Annotated in this window: 19 protein-coding genes; 9 read left to right on the plus strand and 10 right to left on the minus strand. The window is 39.9% G+C overall.

Translation table 11 applies throughout. From position 1 onward, the window contains the following. A complete protein-coding gene (locus ACSBL2_RS14205) occupies positions 1 to 1,374 on the plus strand; it encodes a TonB-dependent receptor (protein ID WP_442587190.1) in 1,374 nt (457 codons plus the stop codon). A gap of 51 nt (positions 1,375 to 1,425) precedes the next feature. After that, positions 1,426 to 2,427: an outer membrane beta-barrel family protein gene (locus ACSBL2_RS14210; RefSeq protein ID WP_442587191.1), complete on the plus strand. Its 1,002-nt coding sequence runs from the start codon at positions 1,426 to 1,428 to the stop codon at positions 2,425 to 2,427. Between the two features lie 603 nt (positions 2,428 to 3,030). On the opposite strand, the gene ACSBL2_RS14215 is transcribed toward ACSBL2_RS14210, so the two are convergent. Next, on the minus strand, positions 3,031 to 3,639 hold the full coding sequence (locus ACSBL2_RS14215) for an HD domain-containing protein (RefSeq protein ID WP_442587192.1): 609 nt from the start codon (positions 3,637 to 3,639) through the stop codon (positions 3,031 to 3,033). A 283-nt stretch (positions 3,640 to 3,922) separates the two neighbouring features. On the opposite strand from ACSBL2_RS14215, the gene ACSBL2_RS14220 reads away from it, so the two are divergent. Continuing rightward, complete coding sequence (locus ACSBL2_RS14220; protein WP_442587193.1) at positions 3,923 to 4,501, plus strand: Crp/Fnr family transcriptional regulator; 579 nt, start codon at positions 3,923 to 3,925, stop codon at positions 4,499 to 4,501. On the opposite strand, the gene ACSBL2_RS14225 is transcribed toward ACSBL2_RS14220, so the two are convergent. Both ACSBL2_RS14225 and ACSBL2_RS14230 read right to left on the minus strand, forming a co-directional pair. Next, positions 4,488 to 5,600 (minus strand): hypothetical protein, encoded by a 1,113-nt coding sequence (locus ACSBL2_RS14225; protein ID WP_442587194.1) that lies wholly within the window; start codon positions 5,598 to 5,600, stop codon positions 4,488 to 4,490. The genes ACSBL2_RS14220 and ACSBL2_RS14225 overlap by 14 nt on opposite strands. 380 nt (positions 5,601 to 5,980) lie before the next feature. After that, positions 5,981 to 6,640, minus strand: a complete 660-nt coding sequence (locus tag ACSBL2_RS14230) for a hypothetical protein (protein WP_442587195.1) — start codon at positions 6,638 to 6,640, stop codon at positions 5,981 to 5,983. A gap of 426 nt (positions 6,641 to 7,066) precedes the next feature. On the opposite strand from ACSBL2_RS14230, the gene ACSBL2_RS14235 reads away from it, so the two are divergent. Then, the gene (locus ACSBL2_RS14235; RefSeq protein ID WP_442587196.1) at positions 7,067 to 7,765 is read left to right on the plus strand and encodes a DUF1826 domain-containing protein; all 699 of its coding nucleotides are present in this window, start codon (positions 7,067 to 7,069) and stop codon (positions 7,763 to 7,765) included. Here ACSBL2_RS14235 and ACSBL2_RS14240 read toward each other — a convergent pair. Continuing rightward, complete coding sequence (locus tag ACSBL2_RS14240; protein WP_442587197.1) at positions 7,762 to 9,033, minus strand: ATP-binding protein; 1,272 nt, start codon at positions 9,031 to 9,033, stop codon at positions 7,762 to 7,764. The two genes, ACSBL2_RS14235 and ACSBL2_RS14240, sit on opposite strands and share 4 nt — an antisense overlap. A 375-nt stretch (positions 9,034 to 9,408) precedes the next feature. On the opposite strand from ACSBL2_RS14240, the gene ACSBL2_RS14245 reads away from it, so the two are divergent. Continuing rightward, complete coding sequence (locus ACSBL2_RS14245; protein ID WP_442587198.1) at positions 9,409 to 9,963, plus strand: DUF7010 family protein; 555 nt, start codon at positions 9,409 to 9,411, stop codon at positions 9,961 to 9,963. Here ACSBL2_RS14245 and ACSBL2_RS14250 read toward each other — a convergent pair. The 3 genes from ACSBL2_RS14250 to ACSBL2_RS14260 form a co-directional block, all read right to left on the minus strand. After that, positions 9,960 to 10,466 carry a GNAT family N-acetyltransferase gene (locus tag ACSBL2_RS14250; protein ID WP_442587199.1) on the minus strand — a complete coding sequence of 169 codons (507 nt, stop codon included), beginning with the start codon at positions 10,464 to 10,466 and terminating at the stop codon, positions 9,960 to 9,962. The genes ACSBL2_RS14245 and ACSBL2_RS14250 overlap by 4 nt on opposite strands. 74 nt (positions 10,467 to 10,540) lie before the next feature. Continuing rightward, entirely contained in the window at positions 10,541 to 11,185 is a 645-nt protein-coding gene (locus ACSBL2_RS14255; protein WP_442587200.1) for an SDR family NAD(P)-dependent oxidoreductase, read from the minus strand. A gap of 23 nt (positions 11,186 to 11,208) precedes the next feature. Further along, a complete protein-coding gene (locus ACSBL2_RS14260) occupies positions 11,209 to 11,604 on the minus strand; it encodes a VOC family protein (protein WP_442587201.1) in 396 nt (131 codons plus the stop codon). 189 nt (positions 11,605 to 11,793) lie between these two features. Here ACSBL2_RS14260 and ACSBL2_RS14265 point away from each other — a divergent pair, with 189 nt between their 5' ends. The 4 genes from ACSBL2_RS14265 to ACSBL2_RS14280 all read left to right on the plus strand — a co-directional run bounded on the left by ACSBL2_RS14265 (position 11,794) and on the right by ACSBL2_RS14280 (position 14,387). Then, entirely contained in the window at positions 11,794 to 12,384 is a 591-nt protein-coding gene (locus tag ACSBL2_RS14265) for a Crp/Fnr family transcriptional regulator (RefSeq protein WP_442587202.1), read from the plus strand. 52 nt (positions 12,385 to 12,436) lie between these two features. Continuing rightward, positions 12,437 to 12,793: a DUF4406 domain-containing protein gene (locus ACSBL2_RS14270; protein ID WP_442587203.1), complete on the plus strand. Its 357-nt coding sequence runs from the start codon at positions 12,437 to 12,439 to the stop codon at positions 12,791 to 12,793. After that, entirely contained in the window at positions 12,783 to 13,367 is a 585-nt protein-coding gene (gene nudK / locus ACSBL2_RS14275) for a GDP-mannose pyrophosphatase NudK (protein ID WP_442587204.1), read from the plus strand. Before ACSBL2_RS14270 ends, nudK begins: the two co-directional genes overlap by 11 nt. Positions 13,368 to 13,526: 159 nt before the next feature. Then, positions 13,527 to 14,387 (plus strand): alpha/beta hydrolase family protein, encoded by an 861-nt coding sequence (locus ACSBL2_RS14280; protein ID WP_442587205.1) that lies wholly within the window; start codon positions 13,527 to 13,529, stop codon positions 14,385 to 14,387. Between the two features lie 25 nt (positions 14,388 to 14,412). On the opposite strand, the gene ACSBL2_RS14285 is transcribed toward ACSBL2_RS14280, so the two are convergent. From ACSBL2_RS14285 to ACSBL2_RS14295, 3 genes are all read right to left on the minus strand, one after another. Further along, positions 14,413 to 14,964: a TerD family protein gene (locus tag ACSBL2_RS14285; protein WP_442587206.1), complete on the minus strand. Its 552-nt coding sequence runs from the start codon at positions 14,962 to 14,964 to the stop codon at positions 14,413 to 14,415. A gap of 179 nt (positions 14,965 to 15,143) precedes the next feature. Further along, positions 15,144 to 15,614 (minus strand): hypothetical protein, encoded by a 471-nt coding sequence (locus tag ACSBL2_RS14290; protein WP_442587207.1) that lies wholly within the window; start codon positions 15,612 to 15,614, stop codon positions 15,144 to 15,146. A 116-nt stretch (positions 15,615 to 15,730) separates the two neighbouring features. Then, positions 15,731 to 17,038, minus strand: coding sequence for an MFS transporter (locus ACSBL2_RS14295; RefSeq protein ID WP_442587208.1), 1,308 nt, complete (start codon positions 17,036 to 17,038; stop codon positions 15,731 to 15,733). Between the last annotated feature and the right edge of the window lie 22 nt (positions 17,039 to 17,060).

Genomic DNA, 17,060 nt, shown 5'->3' on the forward strand with positions numbered 1-17,060 from the left:
ATGAAAAAGATAGTAGCCCTTTTGATAGCAGCAATGAGTTTTACTGCTGCCCATGCACAGCAACCCACAGCGACGGGAAGCACCACAGAAAACAAATCCATCTCCATTTCTGGTTTGGTAAGGAACAAGGCCGATAAAACTACCATTCCATATGCCAATGTTTTAGTAAAAAACGAAAAGGATTCCAGCTTTATTGCAGGTACAGTAACCAATGACCAGGGCCGCTTCTCTATTTCAGGCATCAGGCCTGGAAATTATTTACTGGAAGTTTCCTATATCGGTTTCAATGTAGTGAAGCAGCCGTTGTTCATAGGCAGCCTTTCCCCTTTTCTGGATATTCCGGCTATTGAACTGGAAGAAAAATCGACCTCGCTATCTGGAGTAACCATCGTTTCTAAAACCAGCGAAATAGATCATCACATGGATAAGAAAAGCTATTCATTGGCAGAAAACGTAAGCCAGAGTGGAGGTTCCGTGTTGCAGAGTATGCAGAACCTTCCAGGCGTTACCGTACAAGACGGCAAGGTGCAATTGCGTGGCAATGAAAAAGTAATCGTCCTCATAGATGGTAAACAGACCGCTTTAACGGGTTTCGGCAGTCAGACCGGATTGGACAATATTCCATCTTCGGCGATAGAAATCATCAACAACCCTTCTTCAAAATATGATGCCAATGGTAATGCAGGCATCATCAATATCATGATGAAGAAGGAAAAGCAACAGGGTTGGAATGGCAAAGTCGGCCTCAGTTCGGGACTAGGTTCACTCTGGGTAAGAAAAGACAACCTGCCGGGTATCAGACCACAGTACACGCTTACCCCAAAAATCAATCCTTCCCTATCCCTAAACTACCGCAAGAACAAGGTCAATGTATTTTTACAGGCCGATAACCTGTATACAGAAACCCTGAACAAGAATGAGTTTGTCACCCGTCATTACGATGACGGTACAGTCATCAACTCGCAGTTAAAACGTAACCGAAATACCAATTTCCTGACAACCAAAGCAGGGATAGATTGGAACATGGACGAGCAGAATACGCTGACCGTTTCGGGAATGTATGGCAGCGAAAAAATCATTGACAAAGGCGACCAACCTTTTTTTAACAGCAATATATCCCAGCGTTTGCGTTTATGGCAGTTTTTGGAAGACGAACTGAAGACCACTGCAATGGCTACAGCAAGCTACCAACACAGGTTTAGCGAGCCTGGACATCTATTGAACGCAGGCTTCAATTACACCTTCCACCGGGAAGATGAACAGTATTTTTATGACAATTATTTACCGGCATCAAACGGGACAGACGCTTTTAAACTCCTCTCGGATGAGCAGGTGTATGATTTCAACCTCGACTATAGTAAGCCTTTAAAGTAAGGACGTATAGAAACCGGGATTAAACTGCGCAACCGGATTATCCCTACCAATATGGAATTTAGACCTGGCATCAACTCTGTCCTGGATACCGATGCAGGCGGATGGGCAGATTACAAGGAACTGATTCCTGCCGTGTATGGCAATTACATTTTTGAGAATACAAAGTGGGAAGCTGAACTGGGCCTGCGCATGGAATATGTGAGGATCCGTTATGAGGTAAACCCTGGCCATAGCACCTATAAAACCGATGGATACAGCTATACCAAGCCCTTCCCAAATGTAAGGCTGGCCTACAAAATAGACGAAAAACAGAAGATTTCTGCATTTTATAACCGTAGGGTAGATCGACCCAATGAAGTAGATATCCGTATCTTCCCCAAGTATGACGATGCAGAAATTATCAAAGTGGGTAATCCAGGCTTGCGGCCACAATTTACCAACTCCCTTGAACTGGGCTACAAATACACCTGGAACAACGGTTTCTTTTATGCCGCTATTTACGATAGAGTGTCTACAGGTACCATTACCCGTATTTCGAGTACGATACCGGGCAGTACCTTGATTTATGCGATCTTCCAGAATGTGGGTAAAAGTTATAACTCGGGAATTGAAGCGATATGGAACCAGAAAGTTTCCCCGGTATATACCTTTAACCTTAACGGAAATATCTACGCCAACCTGATTGATGGTTTTGCTGTGAACAACCTTTATCCGGTACCCAATACCAGCATTTCACCAAGTCAGTCTGTTATTTCCGGAAACCTGAAACTGAACAATACTTTCCGTTTTGCCACAGGATGGGACGGGCAGCTAACAGGAGTTTATTTGGCTCCCGACATTATTCCACAGGGTAAAATAGCCGCCAGATTTTCTATGGATGCAGGTTTAAAGAAATCGGTGCAAAAAGGTAAAGGCGAGCTATTTTTTAATGCCTCAGATCTGCTGGGTACCATGTTGATTAAAAGACAGGTACAGGGCATAGGTTTTAGTTATACCAGCGACGATTATTATGAAACGCAGGTCATTAGGCTGGGATACAGTTATAAATTTTAAAACCGCAATGTCCTACACCAAAAGAATACCACTACCCGGATAAAGCCGGGGCTATTTTTGGCTACACGCCCAAATATGTATTTGATTTTCTCTTGAAGAATGGAGTAAATAATCAACTAATGCAACTGAGAACTGAATGAAATATTATTTTAATTATGCGAACAAATCTTGCAACTAAAATTTGATATTGAGATAGTTCATGACTAATTTTACTGAGCCCATGGTAAATAGTATAGACAATATTCCCGCCAGACTCCCCATTACCAGGGAAAGGATAGTGGCATTAAAATATAGAGATGATAAATAGCTCCTCAAATCTGTATTTCAAGTCAAAAAAGATTTCATTAATCATTTTAGCCCTCTCTTCCATGGTGTGTTCCAGAATGCTATTTTTCTTTTTTGATGATCGTGAAGGCCCAAATCTTCTGATTGTTGCAATTTTAGCGTTGGTTATGTTTCTTTTTTCTTGTGCGGTTTATCTATTCAGCCCTTTTAAAATTAATGGACTGAGCCGGCTTCTGGCAGTAATTGGTATCCAGATAGTAGTGGTCGTTGGTATCTACTGTTAAATTTTTAGCATTAAGCATGACTACTGTGCTGGAATCAGCCCAGAGAAACGTCAATCTTATCTCGTTCTGTTTTTCTGAATTCTTCAATCAGCTCATCCACATGATCCCAGAGAAATGTTGATCCATCTTTAATCTTATCAATTTTCTGATAAACGGTATCGAAAGGGACATTATATTCAGTCCAGGTTCCACCCCCATTAGAAATATTCTGAAGAATAGGCTCCAGCCTGTCAATTGCTTTCGCAAATTTGGCATCACAGGTCTCCCCACTTTCAAATTCTATCCAGATTTGCATAAATTCTTCGCCGATATCAGCCGGCAAAAGGCCAAAGATCCGATGGGCAGCTATCAATTCTTCATCGGTATTGCTGTGGTTTTTCGTTGTGTCATAGAGAAAAGTATCTCCTGCATCGATTTCAACTATGTCATGTAACAGTACCATTTTTAAAACTTTAAGTACATCAATAGGCGCATTGGAATACTCTGCCAAAACCATCACCATCATAGCCAGGTGCCAGCTGTGTTCAGCGTCATTTTCATGTCGCTCACTATTGAATAATTTTGTCTTGCGCTGGATATATTTAAGTTTATCAATTTCCCTTATAAACTCCATTTGCATCAACAGTCTGCTTATTTTTTTCATCGTTATATATTTGTTTTTTATCGGTTATGAAGCAATCATAAGCTTATTCATTACGGTTTGTAAGCAGTAAGCTGATGATGGTTTCATTAGTAAATAGTTGTTTTTTCAGTAGTTATTATTCTTTTTTAGCCATCATATGCATTCTTTGTCATTTTGTAAGCAGTATGCTTGTGGTGGTTTCATTTTATACTTATTTTGTAATACAATTGCAAAGAAAGCATAGTTGTATTACACACGGAAGGACATTTGTCCAGACACCCAAAAGAATAACACGCAAGTACAAATGATAAGAACGAATAAAGAACTGTTCAACTATATTAACAGGTTATTCCTGTCAGGATCTGCCAATCCATTTACCGAACACCAGTATGCACCATCAGAGAAAATCCTGGTAGAAGGCAAGAATGTATTCTCGGTTTATATTATGAAAAGTGGGATTGTCAAATGTTACCTCACTACTGACACTGGCAATAATTTCATCCAGGAATTTTTCGGGCAAGGTGAGCTCTTCGGAGAAATTGAATTAATGGATGATAGTTATTGCTATTGTACTATTGCAGCGCTGAACGACGTCACCATTTATAAAATTCAAAAAGCTGAGTTTCTTAAACTGCTTGATGAGGATAAGAAATTCAACCGGCTTTTTATTGAAGCGTTGATCTCAAAACTGAAATACAAGGCAACCAGACATTCCTATAATCAATCCCACATTATTGAAGATAAACTGACCAGACTAAAATCAAAATTCCCTGATCTGGAAAAGGTGCTTTCAAAGCAGGATATTGCAGATTATCTGGGAATTACGTTACGAGCGCTCAATAGAGCAATTAAGGGCATGGCAAATGAACCTAAGTCGTGGTAATTCTTTTAAATCTTTTTATAAAAATAAGAGAAAAAAATAAACCCAATATAGACAACGACCATAATAAAATAGTCAATAAGAATCTATAGTAAGAAACATGATTACTAAGAATATAGGCAGTCAGTGGTTTAAGTCTTTTTAATGTATCTACCGGATGCATTCCACTATCCGTGAAAAATTCGTATTGATCATCGATTTTTGCATACCATGTTTTTCCGATTGACGATTTGTTCAATCTATCTGACCAGCTGATTTTTTTCTGGTCTCTCATTTTCCTTTTATCCAATGGAATAACTCTTCCTTCCATACTTATAGTATGACAAGCGATAGGTTGATAACGGCTACCCGTCCAATACATACATTTCTCTGTTGGCAGGGCTGCTCTTTCTGAACTATATAGAAATTCTGGCTTCGGTAGCATACAAATCACTAACAATAGCATTGCAACAATGCTGAGAATTGTATATTTTATGGAAATGATACGTTTGAAAAAATTTCTTATAGAGGTTTGAATATCTTTTTCGTCATCATCTTCTGGTGTTTTATGATTCGTACCTCCATTCAAAATGGTTGAATGATCATTACCACTCCCTTTATCAGGTTTGGAAATTACCACCTCACAATCTGTATTTCCCGAATCTGGGATTTCCAATTTCTCAGCAGAAGGTTCTGGAAGCGCTATGGTATTTCCCTTACCGAAAGTATCAGGCAAATACCCATTGCCATCTGTCCCATTTCCTGTATTTTTCTTCTTTTGCCAATCTGGATAGTAGTCGAAATCTATTAGCCAGGCAAGTAGCTTCACTGCTGCGTCATTGCGAATAATAGTAGTATCTCCTCTTAAATATGTTACTAAAGGCCTAAACTTATCCAGGTCAAATTTTTCGATACCTTTTGTAGGATCTTCGAATTTCCTCGTAGGGTCAAAAAAAACCTGAATTATTTCAATATCAATCTTAGTATTTTTTATTGCCAAAATTCTGAGACATTCTTGTTTAAGCTTCAAACGATTAGGATTTTCCATCGATACTGAAAGTTTACCGGAGAGCTTTTTTTGACGATAGAATGCTAATACTTCTGTTTTATAAATCTCAAACATCCACTAAAAATTTATGTGCAAAATTAGATAGGAATTGTACGATTCCTTAAGGATTCCCGGAATTACAACTGAAAATCTGACTATATCATTCAGAAAGTGTTCATCATTTTATTAGAGAATAGATAGTCGATGCAGTCGTCCCTATCTTTTATAAGCTATCTCAGCTATTGGTTCTTGCTTCAACGAAGAGAACCAGCCAATTATCGGTCAGCAATTGTTTTTATTAACACGACGACTTTACTGTTTCCCATAAAAATGAGGCAGGGAGGAGAATAATGGATAGAGAAAATTATGGATTTGTTCAGGTTAAAGCAGATCTCAGCAATTTAGAGGTATTTGTACTATTTACTTGAACTAGTTTTATAATTTTTCAGTACAGACTACAACTCTTTGTCAATCGCTACACCCGCAACATTCTGAAAATTCTCTATAACCTGATCGTAGAACGGCTCATCTGCGGAACCACCCTTAAAAATCGCATATGTTTTTTTTCCGTCATTTCCAGTATGACTCCTGGTAGATTCCAGCAAAGGTCGCGAAATTCCAGTTAATACCTTATTGAGGTCAAAGTTAAAAGTTGCTTTATACTTGTCTGAAGCATCAATAACGATCTCCGTTACCGCAAGATTTGCTTCGAAGGGTAAGGAACTTCCTACCAGTACACTATCTGTTCCTCCATTACTATTTATAAAAGTCCCTTTAAAATAAAAGGCCAGCTCGGACTGCATTGATTTTCTACAGAACATTTTAACCGCCACATCTTTGTAGGAAGCTGCAGGTAATTTGATTACACCGGCTAAAGCATCTGCATTAAAAATATTCAGGTTCTTTTCTATGGTAATTGTGGTATCAAGTGGATTGTTACCTTTACCGGTAAATGAAATTTTTTCGACATAAACAGATGCCGAAGACCAGGTTACATTTACTGTAGAAACAGTGTCGGTCGGCAGCCGTAAATTAAGTGTATTGATAACAGAGCCTGTAGCTTTTGCATAATAAGAGATATCCCCAAAACCCTCAGCGCTTTTTTCCGGTTCCACATCTTTTTTACAGGACAATACTGCTGAGCATATCAGGAGAAATCCAAAGCAGCACATTGTGAATGGAGAGACCGTTTTCATAGTTAGTGGCATGAGCGTTAAAATTTATGTCATAAATATAGTAATAGTTTTAAACTATAGAAATTAATATCCAGACACTTATTAATTAAATTCTCCTTCACAGTACCGCATTTTTCAGTATACTCAAAGACACTTAAAATCTTGTACAAATAAAACCGTAATATTGCTCATCAAATTATAGATCGTATACAAGGATAGTCATGTTACCGGATTTTATAGCTTTTCAATACTGATCAGGGAGTATATTTATCGCACTGATTGATCAAAACAAATTCAATCTTAGCATTATCTTTTAATCTTCTTATTTTTGAGAAAATTAAGCGACTAAACTATTCATTCTAAAGCATGGACAATAAATTTTCTGACGACAGTCAAATTGGAGTGGTTTCTACTTTTTCTGAACTTGTAAATACCAATTTTAAGGAAGCGATGAACGCAATTTGCTGGTCCAGAGATTTAGCCGGAGATTTTAGAGAAATCGTTTCCAAACTCCAATTAAAAGAGAATATTACAGAAGTTTCTATTGAAGACCTTCTCCTGCTGGAGCTATCAGAAAAAGGTAACACGGCGAGGGAAATTATCCTGAATGATTTACAGTTATTGGCAGATTTCGGAGCATTGCCTACACTCAATTTGCTGAAGTGTTATCAACGGGACGAAGAGTTAGATTTTTTATCAACAGATGTATATTCGTATCATGTCGATCGTTCGCCCATTGGAACAGATACTTTTTTGTGTACCTACGCTGGTGCAGCAAGTGATATCCTACCCAATCATCAGGCTGAACAGAAAATCCTGATTCCAGAAATCCGGGAAAAGCTTAAAAAATTATATGATGGTCCGGAGGCGGAATTTGAATCCTTCTTAAAAGATTATTTCTTCGATCTGCATTATCAACCTAAACCGAATGCAAATCCTATCAATTTAGGATCAGGAAATCTTTGGCGCCTGGCGGTAGAACATCCATCACAACAGGTTTTACCCTGTATCCATAGAGCTCCTGTTGAAAACGATGGTGAATATCGACTGCTCCTGATCTGTTAGTTTATGGGGTAACTGATATGGAAAGTTGTACCCTTTCCTTCCTCGCTTTCGAGCCAGATTGATCCTCCATTTGCTTTTTGAAATTCTTTAATGAGCATCAGCCCGATACCTGTGCCTTTTTCCCCATGCGTACCAAAAGTAATGTCCATTTGCCGGGCCAAAAATATTTCCTGCTGGACAGCACTAATGCCCAAGCCATAGTCCTTTACAGAAAATACGATATGGTTGGGTTTAATAATTGTACTCGCTGCAATTTCAATTTCCCCGTGGTTATGACTGAACTTTATGGCATTGGAAAGAAGGTTACGCAGGATGAAGTCGAAGTGGTCTTTATCTGTTGTCACCCAAATATCGGAACCAACATGATTTTTTATTTTCAGGCTTTTCTCAAAAGCTTTCCCTTGTACTGCAGCGATGTTATTTTCAATGACCGTTGCGGCCTGGAAGACCACTGGTTTTACGGTAATCCCATTCAATTGCGCCTGTCCCCAGCTGAGCAGGGAATTTAAAATTTCAAGGGAAATATCTCCCTGTTTACGCATCAAGCTGATCATTTCACGCTGTTCATCCGCTGTAAGCTCATCCTGTTCCATCAGGCCAAGTACGTTTGTGATGCTGCCAATTGGGTTCCGCAGGTCATGCCCTATTATGGTAAATAATTTATCTTTGATCTGATTGGATGCCTGCAAGCGGATATTGAGTTTTTGTATCTTTTTAAAATCGTAGAGGAGTATTAATAATATGAGTAGAATAGCGACTGCAATGATTAGGATGCCATCCCTCTGGTAAGTTTTTTGGAGCAGTGCTATTTTATGGTTTTTATCTTCCTGCATGAGTTTATCCGCAAGACGGTGGTGTTCCTCCAGTGCCTGAAGTGCTTGTTTATAGTTTTCCTGCTGACGGTAGATCTCAGAAAGACTATGGTAAATTTCTGAAGAGAGTTGTTTGTGCCCTATAGAATCGGCCAGATGAAGTGCTTTTTTAAGATGGTAGACACTTTGATCAGCATCATCTGCTTTGAGTACCCTGGCAATTCCAATCAGGGAGCGGATCTGATCCTCATGGCGACCATGTTTTTTAGCCATCTGCAATGCCAGGTTATGATAATACAGTGCCTTTTGTTTGTTGCTACGTTTATGCTGTGCTTCGCCACTGCGGTTCAGCACCAGAATCCTGGCATGAATCACGTCCCCGGGAACATCAGAAGTGTCCTGTTGCCCGCAGGCAGATGTTAAAACAAACAGTAAAGGTATCAACAGATATATCATAAGGAATAGATATTAATCGGGTGAATTGATCAGCAGTTTTTGTGAGGCTATATAAATATACGTGCTTATTCTTCAATAACGTTAATTCAACGCTTGCAGATTAAAGCTTTACGATCCGGCTGTAAAAGATATCCGGAGTTCTGATCTATGTACTCCATTTACATTGCCAAATTTGCCATGCAGATGCAAAACCACATGGGTTCCGGAAAAGCAATAAGCAAAAATCAGGAGAATAATATTTGCAGAAAAAACTGGTATTACGTATTTTAACGCAAAAAAATAGCCAAGAACGTGAAGTCTTTTAGTGCAGCGATGGAAAGAACTGCACGGAATTGAAAATAGGCTATTCATGTTAGCTTACGTATTACCGGAAATATGGAAAATAAAATAAGGACACTTGAAGAACAAAAAAATGAATTCAAACAAAGTACACTTCTGGCTACGCCAATAGCTGGTCTAATAGCTTGGTTAATCGTGTTGATTTCGGGCCTATTTTTTTCTGACGAAATTACGGTTTACGTACTATTTATCGCAACAGGCTCAATTGTTTATTTAGGGATGGGCATCTCAAAACTAACTGGCGAAGATTTCCTTAATAAAAATAAGCCAGCAAACACCTTCGACAAGCTGTTTTTTTATATCGTTGCACAAGCAATTCTGGTATACTCAATCGCAATTCCATTTTTTGTGGTAAGCTATTCTTCGCTTCCGTTAACTGTTGGAATACTAACGGGGTTAATGTGGCTTCCGCTGAGTTGGATTATAGACCATTGGGTGGGTATATTTCATTCGTTCGTTCGTACAATTTCTGTATTGGCACTTTGGTATTTGTTTCCGGAACACCGGTTTGTATTTATTCCCCTGGCTATTGTGGTTATCTATATAATCACAATTATCATTTTAAATAATAGGACAAAGCAGGAAAGTTAAAGGGTAATCTCAAAAAGGCTAAACGATCCTTCTTTATAATGCTCAGGAAGATCATCTGTCCATTCAATATGACTAATACCTTTGTATTCAAAGCCACAGCTTTTATAGTAGGTATTTATCTTTTCATTTCCGCTATGGGTATCCAGCCGGATGAATTCCAGCCCATTTTCTGCAGCATAAGTTTTAGCCCATGCAACAATTTTTTGCACATAGGACTTCCCTCTGTACACCGGATTGGTAGCAATCCGGTGTAAATAAATAGCCTTGTCATTTTCTTTTCCCTTCCAAATGATCTCATCATCAAGGGTAATCAAAAAAGTACAGGCCACGTTTTCACCTTCCCAAATGATAAAGTGTCTTCCCTCATTGATCTCATTTAATACCTGCGCGAACTTAAAACCTCTCCAACTTTTCTTAGTTACTGTTTTTTGGTAGGCGGTTGCCTGATCATAAAGTTTAAAGATACTTTCAATATCTTCCGGTGTACTGTGTTTGATTTCCATTTCTGATGTTCTCCATAACATTCTCTATTATACCCAGGCTGGCTTGTATTAGCCAGCCTAATGCCGGTAAAAGTTTAACGCTGAATTTCAACAATTTCCCTTTCGCTGGCAAGTGTCCAGAAATCTTCAGCCAGACGTTCCGGTGCATACGTCTCGCTGGAAGGATCGATCATTCCATTAATCGTTACCGTACCCACAAATACACCTTCTGGTTTAAGCCTTTCATGCAATTGAAAAGCCAGGTTACGGAGGCCTGCCTTGACCAGTGACAAAGAACCATAGGCTGAACTTGGATCTTTCGCCAATCCCCCTCCGGTTAATAAAACGGCTCCTTTGTTTACTTTTAATTCTTCTAATAGTACTTTTACACTATGCTGTGCATGGGCAACGCCCAATGTGAAATCGGCAGACAGGGATGCAGCCGATTCTTCCAGAATATCTTTACGTTTTAATACTGCTGCATTGTACACCAGCAGATCTACCCAACCGAGGATAGCCCGAAGTTCCATCAACGCATTTTCCAATTCAGCTTCAATACCTGCATCAGCAACTGCATAAGAGGCGGAAATCCCTCTTTTCTTTAAATCCCCGACAAGGGCTTCGAGATTGGAAGCATTCCTGCTGATTAATCCAACCTGAAAACCTTCAGCTCCAAATTTTTCTGCTATCGCCTTACTCAGCCCCTTCCCCGCTCCAACTATTATAATTGTTTTTTCCATTATACTTTATCTATTGATATCAATTAACCCTCCTGATCTAACTCCTCCTTTGGCTCCCACAGTTCGATGATATTTCCCTCAGGATCAAGAATGTGCAGGAATTTGCCATAATCATCATCCGTAATCTCATCTACAATAGTTACATTTTCTTTTTTCAGCTCCTCCGCCAGCAGAACGATATTTTCTACCCGGTAATTGATCATAAATGGCTTTGATGAAGGATTAAAATATTTGGTATCCTTTGGAAAGGTGCACCAGGCAGTAGATCCTTTCTTAGCAGGATGGTCATGTTCCCGCCATTCAAATGTTGCTCCATAGGCGGTAGTAGGCAGGCCAAGATTTTTGGTATACCATTCATTCATCTCTTTCGGGTGATCGCATTTAAAAAATACCCCACCAATACCAGTTACTTTTTTCATAGTTTAAACTTTTTATGGACTAATCATTTGATTCTATATGGGTAAAAATCATATCACCGTACTGATATTCAGAACGTAACCATAGTTCAGGTTTTTATAGAACCCGATGGGTAAGTTCCAGCTATTTATTGACATCACCAAATTATAAAACATCAACAAAATATCACAAGTTAAATTTAATTTTAACAAATGATAAATAGTGGTCTCCTCAAAAATATAGCAAAGCACATTAGCCTGAATGAAGAAGAAACATCCTTCTTTACTTCATTGATCATTTGTAAGCATCTTCCAAAAAAAACCTTGCTCCTGGAGGCGAACCAGGATTGCAGGTATCTGAGCTATGTACACTCAGGAACGCTGAGATCTTACTATATCGCAAAAGACGGTAAGGAATCCACCATCATGTTTGCCATTGCAGATTGGTGGATCACCGATATGTATTGTTTCCTGAATAAAAAACCTGCGATGATGCACATTGAAACCATTGAACCCAGTATTATTTTTCAAATCAGCAGGACGAACTTTGATCGTTTACTGGAGACGATCCCGAAATTCGATAAATTCTTCAGGATACTGATGCAAAATGCCTATACGCGTGAACAGTTAAGGGTCATGGAGAACCTGTCTTTAACGGCGGAAGAAAGATACCATAACTTCCTGGACAAATATCCGCAGATTGCCAGACAGGTCACAAAAAAACAGATCGCTTCTTATCTCGGCATCACACCCGAGTTCCTGAGTACCTTTAAAAGCCCCAAAGGAAAAAACAGTATTTCTTAAGGTACCTTAATTTTTTACACCAAAGATTTCGTTCTATTTGTAAAAAAAAGATATGCTGATACTAATCGCCGGCCCTTACAGAAGTGGCACCAATGATGATCCTATATTAATGAAACAGAATTTGAGCAATCTTGAAGCTGTTGCGGTACCTTTATTCAGAAAGGGCCACGTACCCATGATTGGTGAATGGGTGGCACTTCCGCTCATCCATCTCGCAGGTTCAACAAAGACTGGCGATGAGATCTGGAATGAGATCCAGTATCCCTGCGCACACCGCCTGCTCGAAAAATGTGATGCCATATTGCGTATTGAAGGCGTATCCAAAGGTGCTGATGAAGATGTCAGGATTGCCAAGGAAAGAGGATTACCAGTTTATTTTCATATAGATGACGTGCCTGATGCAGAATAGTAAAGTAAGTATTATTAAAACAGAAATCCTGTCAGATCACTGGTATACCCTGAGAAAAATAACCTATACCTGCCTGAACAGAGCGGGCGTGCTGGAAACGGTAAGCAGGGAAGCTTATGACAGGGGAAATGGAGCTACCATACTATTGTATAACCTTGAACTGAATACCGTAATACTGACCAGGCAGTTTCGCCTGCCTACTTTTATCAATGGCAATGAAAATGGAATGCTGATAGAAGCCTGTGCAGGTTTGCTGGACAATGAACATCCGGAAGATTGCATCAGAAGGGAAACCGAGGAGGAAACCGGATATAAAATTACGGCCTTAAAAAAGATATTCGAAGCCTACATGTCCCCGGGTTCCGTCACTGAAATCCTGCATTTTTATATCGCGGAGTACACAAAAACCATGCAGATAAGTGATGGTGGAGGTTTAGAAGAGGAGAATGAAAACATAGAAGTGCTGGAAATTGATATGGACCGGGCATTTGATATGATGGGTACAGGAGAAATTAAAGATGCAAAGACTATCATGCTCCTGCAGCACATGAGGATCAACAGAAAGAGCCTATAGCATCCATCACATTTTTCCATAGTTTCATCCCATTTTTCATCACGCCAATCTCCGTCAGCGTATATTGCCCATAAAAAAAGAACAATCATCACACGGCAATATCAACCTTAAATGAAAACAATGAAATGCTATTTATTTTTTATATGCTGCTGCTTCAGCATGAGCGTATTTGCGCAACAGACACCCGATTCCAGCATGACGGATTTTACGGTGGAACAGGTCAGGTTTAGGAGTGCCGGGGTGATTTTGGAAGGTACGCTCTTTAAGCCAAATCACATAGATGTGGCCTTAGTGCTGGTACACGGATCTGGTCAGGAAACCAGGATGAATGATTTTGCTTCGCTTTTGGCGAAAAATGGCGTTGCCGTGTTGACCTATGACAAACGCGGGGTAGGAAAATCTGGTGGAGTATATGCGGGGCCGGAAGTGGGCACCAATAATATCGATGCTGCTAACCTGGACCTATTGGCATTAGATGCAAGTGCTGCCACTAATGAGTTATTCCTGCATTTAAAGAATAAACAGGTGCAATTTGGCTTAATGGGTTGTAGTCAGGCCGCATGGATCATCCCATTGGCCGCAGGAAAAAATCCGAAGGTAAAATTTATCACCTTGTTTAGCGGACCGGTTGTCACCACACTTGAACAACTTCGGTTTCAATTTTACACGCAGGGTAATACCAAATTTTGGGAAACACATACGGAGGCCGAGGTACGGGAACACATTAAAAATGATCCCGACAAATATCAGTTTTCGCCTACTGATCCGATGGAAGTGCTTGGCAAGCTCATGATCCCTGGCCTCTGGATTTTTGGAGGCAGAGATATTCAGGCACCTGTAGGTTTGTCCATAGAACGGATAAACGTACTTAAAGCAAAAGGCAAGCCTTACCAATATGAATTATTTCCTGAATTGGGTCACAATACGGCATTTTCCACATCCAGGGAACCAGTTGACCTGGCTATTCATTGGATTAAATCAGTTGGCAGCAGTATAAAAACAAAATCAGCCGCCAATTAATTTGCTGGCAGCTGATTTTCCCTGATTATTGATATTTATTGACATAATCCTGAAGTCCACCCCTCCTTCCAACACCGACAGCTTCAAATTTCCATTCTCCGTTACGACGGTAGATCCTGCCGAATTCAACGGCGGTTTCAATTGAAAAATCCTCCTCAAGTTCATATTTCATGATTTCCTGACCATTCGTATCCACGATACGAACGAAGGAATTCTTCACTTGTCCGAAGTTTTGTCTGCGTACATCAGCCTCATGGATGGTCACAACAATACACAATTCATTGACGGCCGGATTAACAATAGAAAGATCCACGCTAATAGATTCATCATCTCCATCCCCTTCTCCTGTTAAATTATCTCCGGTATGGGTAAGTGCACCATCCGGTGAAGTCAGGTTATTATAAAAGACAAAATATTCATCTGATACTAACCTCTTGTTTTCGCCCAGCATGAATACCGAAGCATCCAAATCGAAATCCTGACCGCTCGCCGAGCTATTGGTATCCCATCCCAATCCTACGGTGAATTTTGGTGCTTTTAAACTTTCGCGCTGTCCCTTTTGTAAATTGATCGCCATGTGCTAAATATTTATTGTTCGCTATTTCCATACCAGCCTGTATAGTTTGAATTCGCTCAGTAGCCTACTGATTTCTCTGAGTTAACTCCTATAGTTTCATCTGGTGGATATGGCCAAATATTATTAAAATAATCTGAAAACCGATAACCAGAGCTGAAAATCAGCTAAAATTTTACAGTTTAACTGAAAAGCTGCATCACATAATACACGATAATAAAATGGAGCAGGAATGCACCCAAAACAACTCCGCTAACCTTTAGATACTTATTCAGCTCGGTATCATCCTGCCTGAAAATACTTAGGTTAAACATGGTTGAAATGATTCCGATTACCCCTCCTATAGCACCACCAATCAACACCAGTAGCATGGGAATAGCAGCGATCAGGTATTGGTACCAGTTCAATTTTTCAGTCACATAATTTACTGTTCCATTGATTTCCAGTACCGGCACTGTATCAGGGAAAGAAGCCTTTGGAAAGGCTTTTACAAATTGACCCTTATCAGCCGGGATAAGAAATGGTTTTCCTTTCTCATTTGCCTGTTCCAATAAATTACCATTCATGAATAATTTAGACCTGCCTGTCCACATCGAGGTTTCAAGTTCAAAACGGGCTCCTGGAAAGTCAGACAACTGAAAACTGTTTCTCATATTACTTATAGCTTATATTTCGTGCAATCTTAACCATAACAAATACATTCTGCAAATTATTTACCAGATAGTTTTTAAAGCAGGAACATCCTCTTTCTGACCATCTGCGGCATACCTTAATCTTTCATCCTGGAATGGTGTTTAGTGTCTTTCATGGTGGTATACAAAACCAGGGAAATGAAAATACATAAAGTGACATACCAGTAGAAATAACTTTCATGGCCAATGTTCTTGAACCATAACGCAATATATTCGGCAGTCCCACCAAAAATAGCTACCGTTAATGCATATGGAAGTCCTACGCCCAGTGCCCTGATATGTGCGGGGAATAATTCTGCCTTCACAATCGCATTGATACTGGTATATCCACTCACAATAATCAAGGCCATCACCATCAGGGAAAAAATAAGTAAGGTACTTGTCGCAGCTGATAATGTCGTTAAAATTGGATAAGTACATAAGGTACCCAAGATGCCGAAAGCAATCAGCAAAGGCTTCCTTCCAATCCTGTCTGACAGCAGACCAAACAAGGGCTGCAAAAGGGCAAATATAAACAGCGAGGCGAAAGACAGTAAGGTTGACTTTTCCTTGCTCAAATGAACCGTATTCACCAGAAACTTTTGCATATACGTACTGAACGTATAAAAAGCAATGGTTCCCCCTAGAGTTAATCCAACCACGGTGAGCAGTTCTCTGGGATATTTAAGCAATGCACTGATACCGGTTTTTTCCTCTTCTTCTTTCTTCGTTTTAAAAGCTGCCGTTTCATCAATATGCCTGCGTAAATACAAGGCGATAAAAGAAAGGATAGCACCTATAAAAAAGGGAATTCGCCAGCCCCAGGCATGCAATTGTGCTGAAGTCAGTAACAAGTTCTGCAAGACCAGTTGAATACCTAAGGCAAGCAATTGTCCCCCGATTAAGGTCACATATTGAAAGCTGGAATAAAACCCGCGTCTGTTCCTTGTGGCCATTTCACTTAGGTAAGTGGCTGATGTACCATATTCGCCTCCGGTACTCAATCCCTGAATTAATCTGGCCAACAACAATAAGAGTGGTGCTGCGATCCCTATCTGCCGGTGCCCGGGGGTAAGACCGATAATCAAGGATCCTATGGCCATGATCAGGACAGACAATGCCATAGACTTTTTCCTTCCATATTTATCGGCAATACTGCCGAATAACCATCCGCCTATGGGGCGCATTAAAAATCCCACCGCAAAAATACCTGCCGTGTTCAAGAGCTGTGCGGTGGGATTACTGTCGGGGAAAAACACCGGGGAGAAATATAAGGCAAAAGCAGAATAGCTATACCAGTCGTACCACTCCACCAGATTTCCAATTGATCCTCCGAATATTGATTTCAGCCGGTTTCCGACATCTTTGCTATCGTTGTTTGCTATCAAATCTCCTTTTTTACGCATACGCTGAATTTTTAATTCCGCT

It is taken from the genome of Pedobacter sp. AW31-3R (assembly GCF_052180285.1).
Taxonomy (GTDB): Bacteria; Bacteroidota; Bacteroidia; order Sphingobacteriales; family Sphingobacteriaceae; genus Pedobacter.

What these genes read in the sequence shown, in the direction of transcription:
- ACSBL2_RS14205 (WP_442587190.1), top strand. Translation starts at nt 1, where the DNA reads ATGAAAAAGATAGTAGCCCTTTTGATAGCAGCAATGAGTTTTACTGCT.
- ACSBL2_RS14210 (WP_442587191.1), top strand. Translation starts at nt 1,426, where the DNA reads ATGGAATTTAGACCTGGCATCAACTCTGTCCTGGATACCGATGCAGGC.
- ACSBL2_RS14215 (WP_442587192.1), bottom strand. Translation starts at nt 3,639, where the DNA reads ATGAAAAAAATAAGCAGACTGTTGATGCAAATGGAGTTTATAAGGGAA.
- ACSBL2_RS14220 (WP_442587193.1), top strand. Translation starts at nt 3,923, where the DNA reads ATGATAAGAACGAATAAAGAACTGTTCAACTATATTAACAGGTTATTC.
- ACSBL2_RS14225 (WP_442587194.1), bottom strand. Translation starts at nt 5,600, where the DNA reads ATGTTTGAGATTTATAAAACAGAAGTATTAGCATTCTATCGTCAAAAA.
- ACSBL2_RS14235 (WP_442587196.1), top strand. Translation starts at nt 7,067, where the DNA reads ATGGACAATAAATTTTCTGACGACAGTCAAATTGGAGTGGTTTCTACT.
- ACSBL2_RS14240 (WP_442587197.1), bottom strand. Translation starts at nt 9,033, where the DNA reads ATGATATATCTGTTGATACCTTTACTGTTTGTTTTAACATCTGCCTGC.
- ACSBL2_RS14245 (WP_442587198.1), top strand. Translation starts at nt 9,409, where the DNA reads ATGGAAAATAAAATAAGGACACTTGAAGAACAAAAAAATGAATTCAAA.
- ACSBL2_RS14250 (WP_442587199.1), bottom strand. Translation starts at nt 10,466, where the DNA reads ATGGAAATCAAACACAGTACACCGGAAGATATTGAAAGTATCTTTAAA.
- ACSBL2_RS14255 (WP_442587200.1), bottom strand. Translation starts at nt 11,185, where the DNA reads ATGGAAAAAACAATTATAATAGTTGGAGCGGGGAAGGGGCTGAGTAAG.
- ACSBL2_RS14260 (WP_442587201.1), bottom strand. Translation starts at nt 11,604, where the DNA reads ATGAAAAAAGTAACTGGTATTGGTGGGGTATTTTTTAAATGCGATCAC.
- ACSBL2_RS14265 (WP_442587202.1), top strand. Translation starts at nt 11,794, where the DNA reads ATGATAAATAGTGGTCTCCTCAAAAATATAGCAAAGCACATTAGCCTG.
- ACSBL2_RS14270 (WP_442587203.1), top strand. Translation starts at nt 12,437, where the DNA reads ATGCTGATACTAATCGCCGGCCCTTACAGAAGTGGCACCAATGATGAT.
- nudK (WP_442587204.1), top strand. Translation starts at nt 12,783, where the DNA reads ATGCAGAATAGTAAAGTAAGTATTATTAAAACAGAAATCCTGTCAGAT.
- ACSBL2_RS14280 (WP_442587205.1), top strand. Translation starts at nt 13,527, where the DNA reads ATGAGCGTATTTGCGCAACAGACACCCGATTCCAGCATGACGGATTTT.
- ACSBL2_RS14285 (WP_442587206.1), bottom strand. Translation starts at nt 14,964, where the DNA reads ATGGCGATCAATTTACAAAAGGGACAGCGCGAAAGTTTAAAAGCACCA.
- ACSBL2_RS14290 (WP_442587207.1), bottom strand. Translation starts at nt 15,614, where the DNA reads ATGAGAAACAGTTTTCAGTTGTCTGACTTTCCAGGAGCCCGTTTTGAA.
- ACSBL2_RS14295 (WP_442587208.1), bottom strand. Translation starts at nt 17,038, where the DNA reads ATGCGTAAAAAAGGAGATTTGATAGCAAACAACGATAGCAAAGATGTC.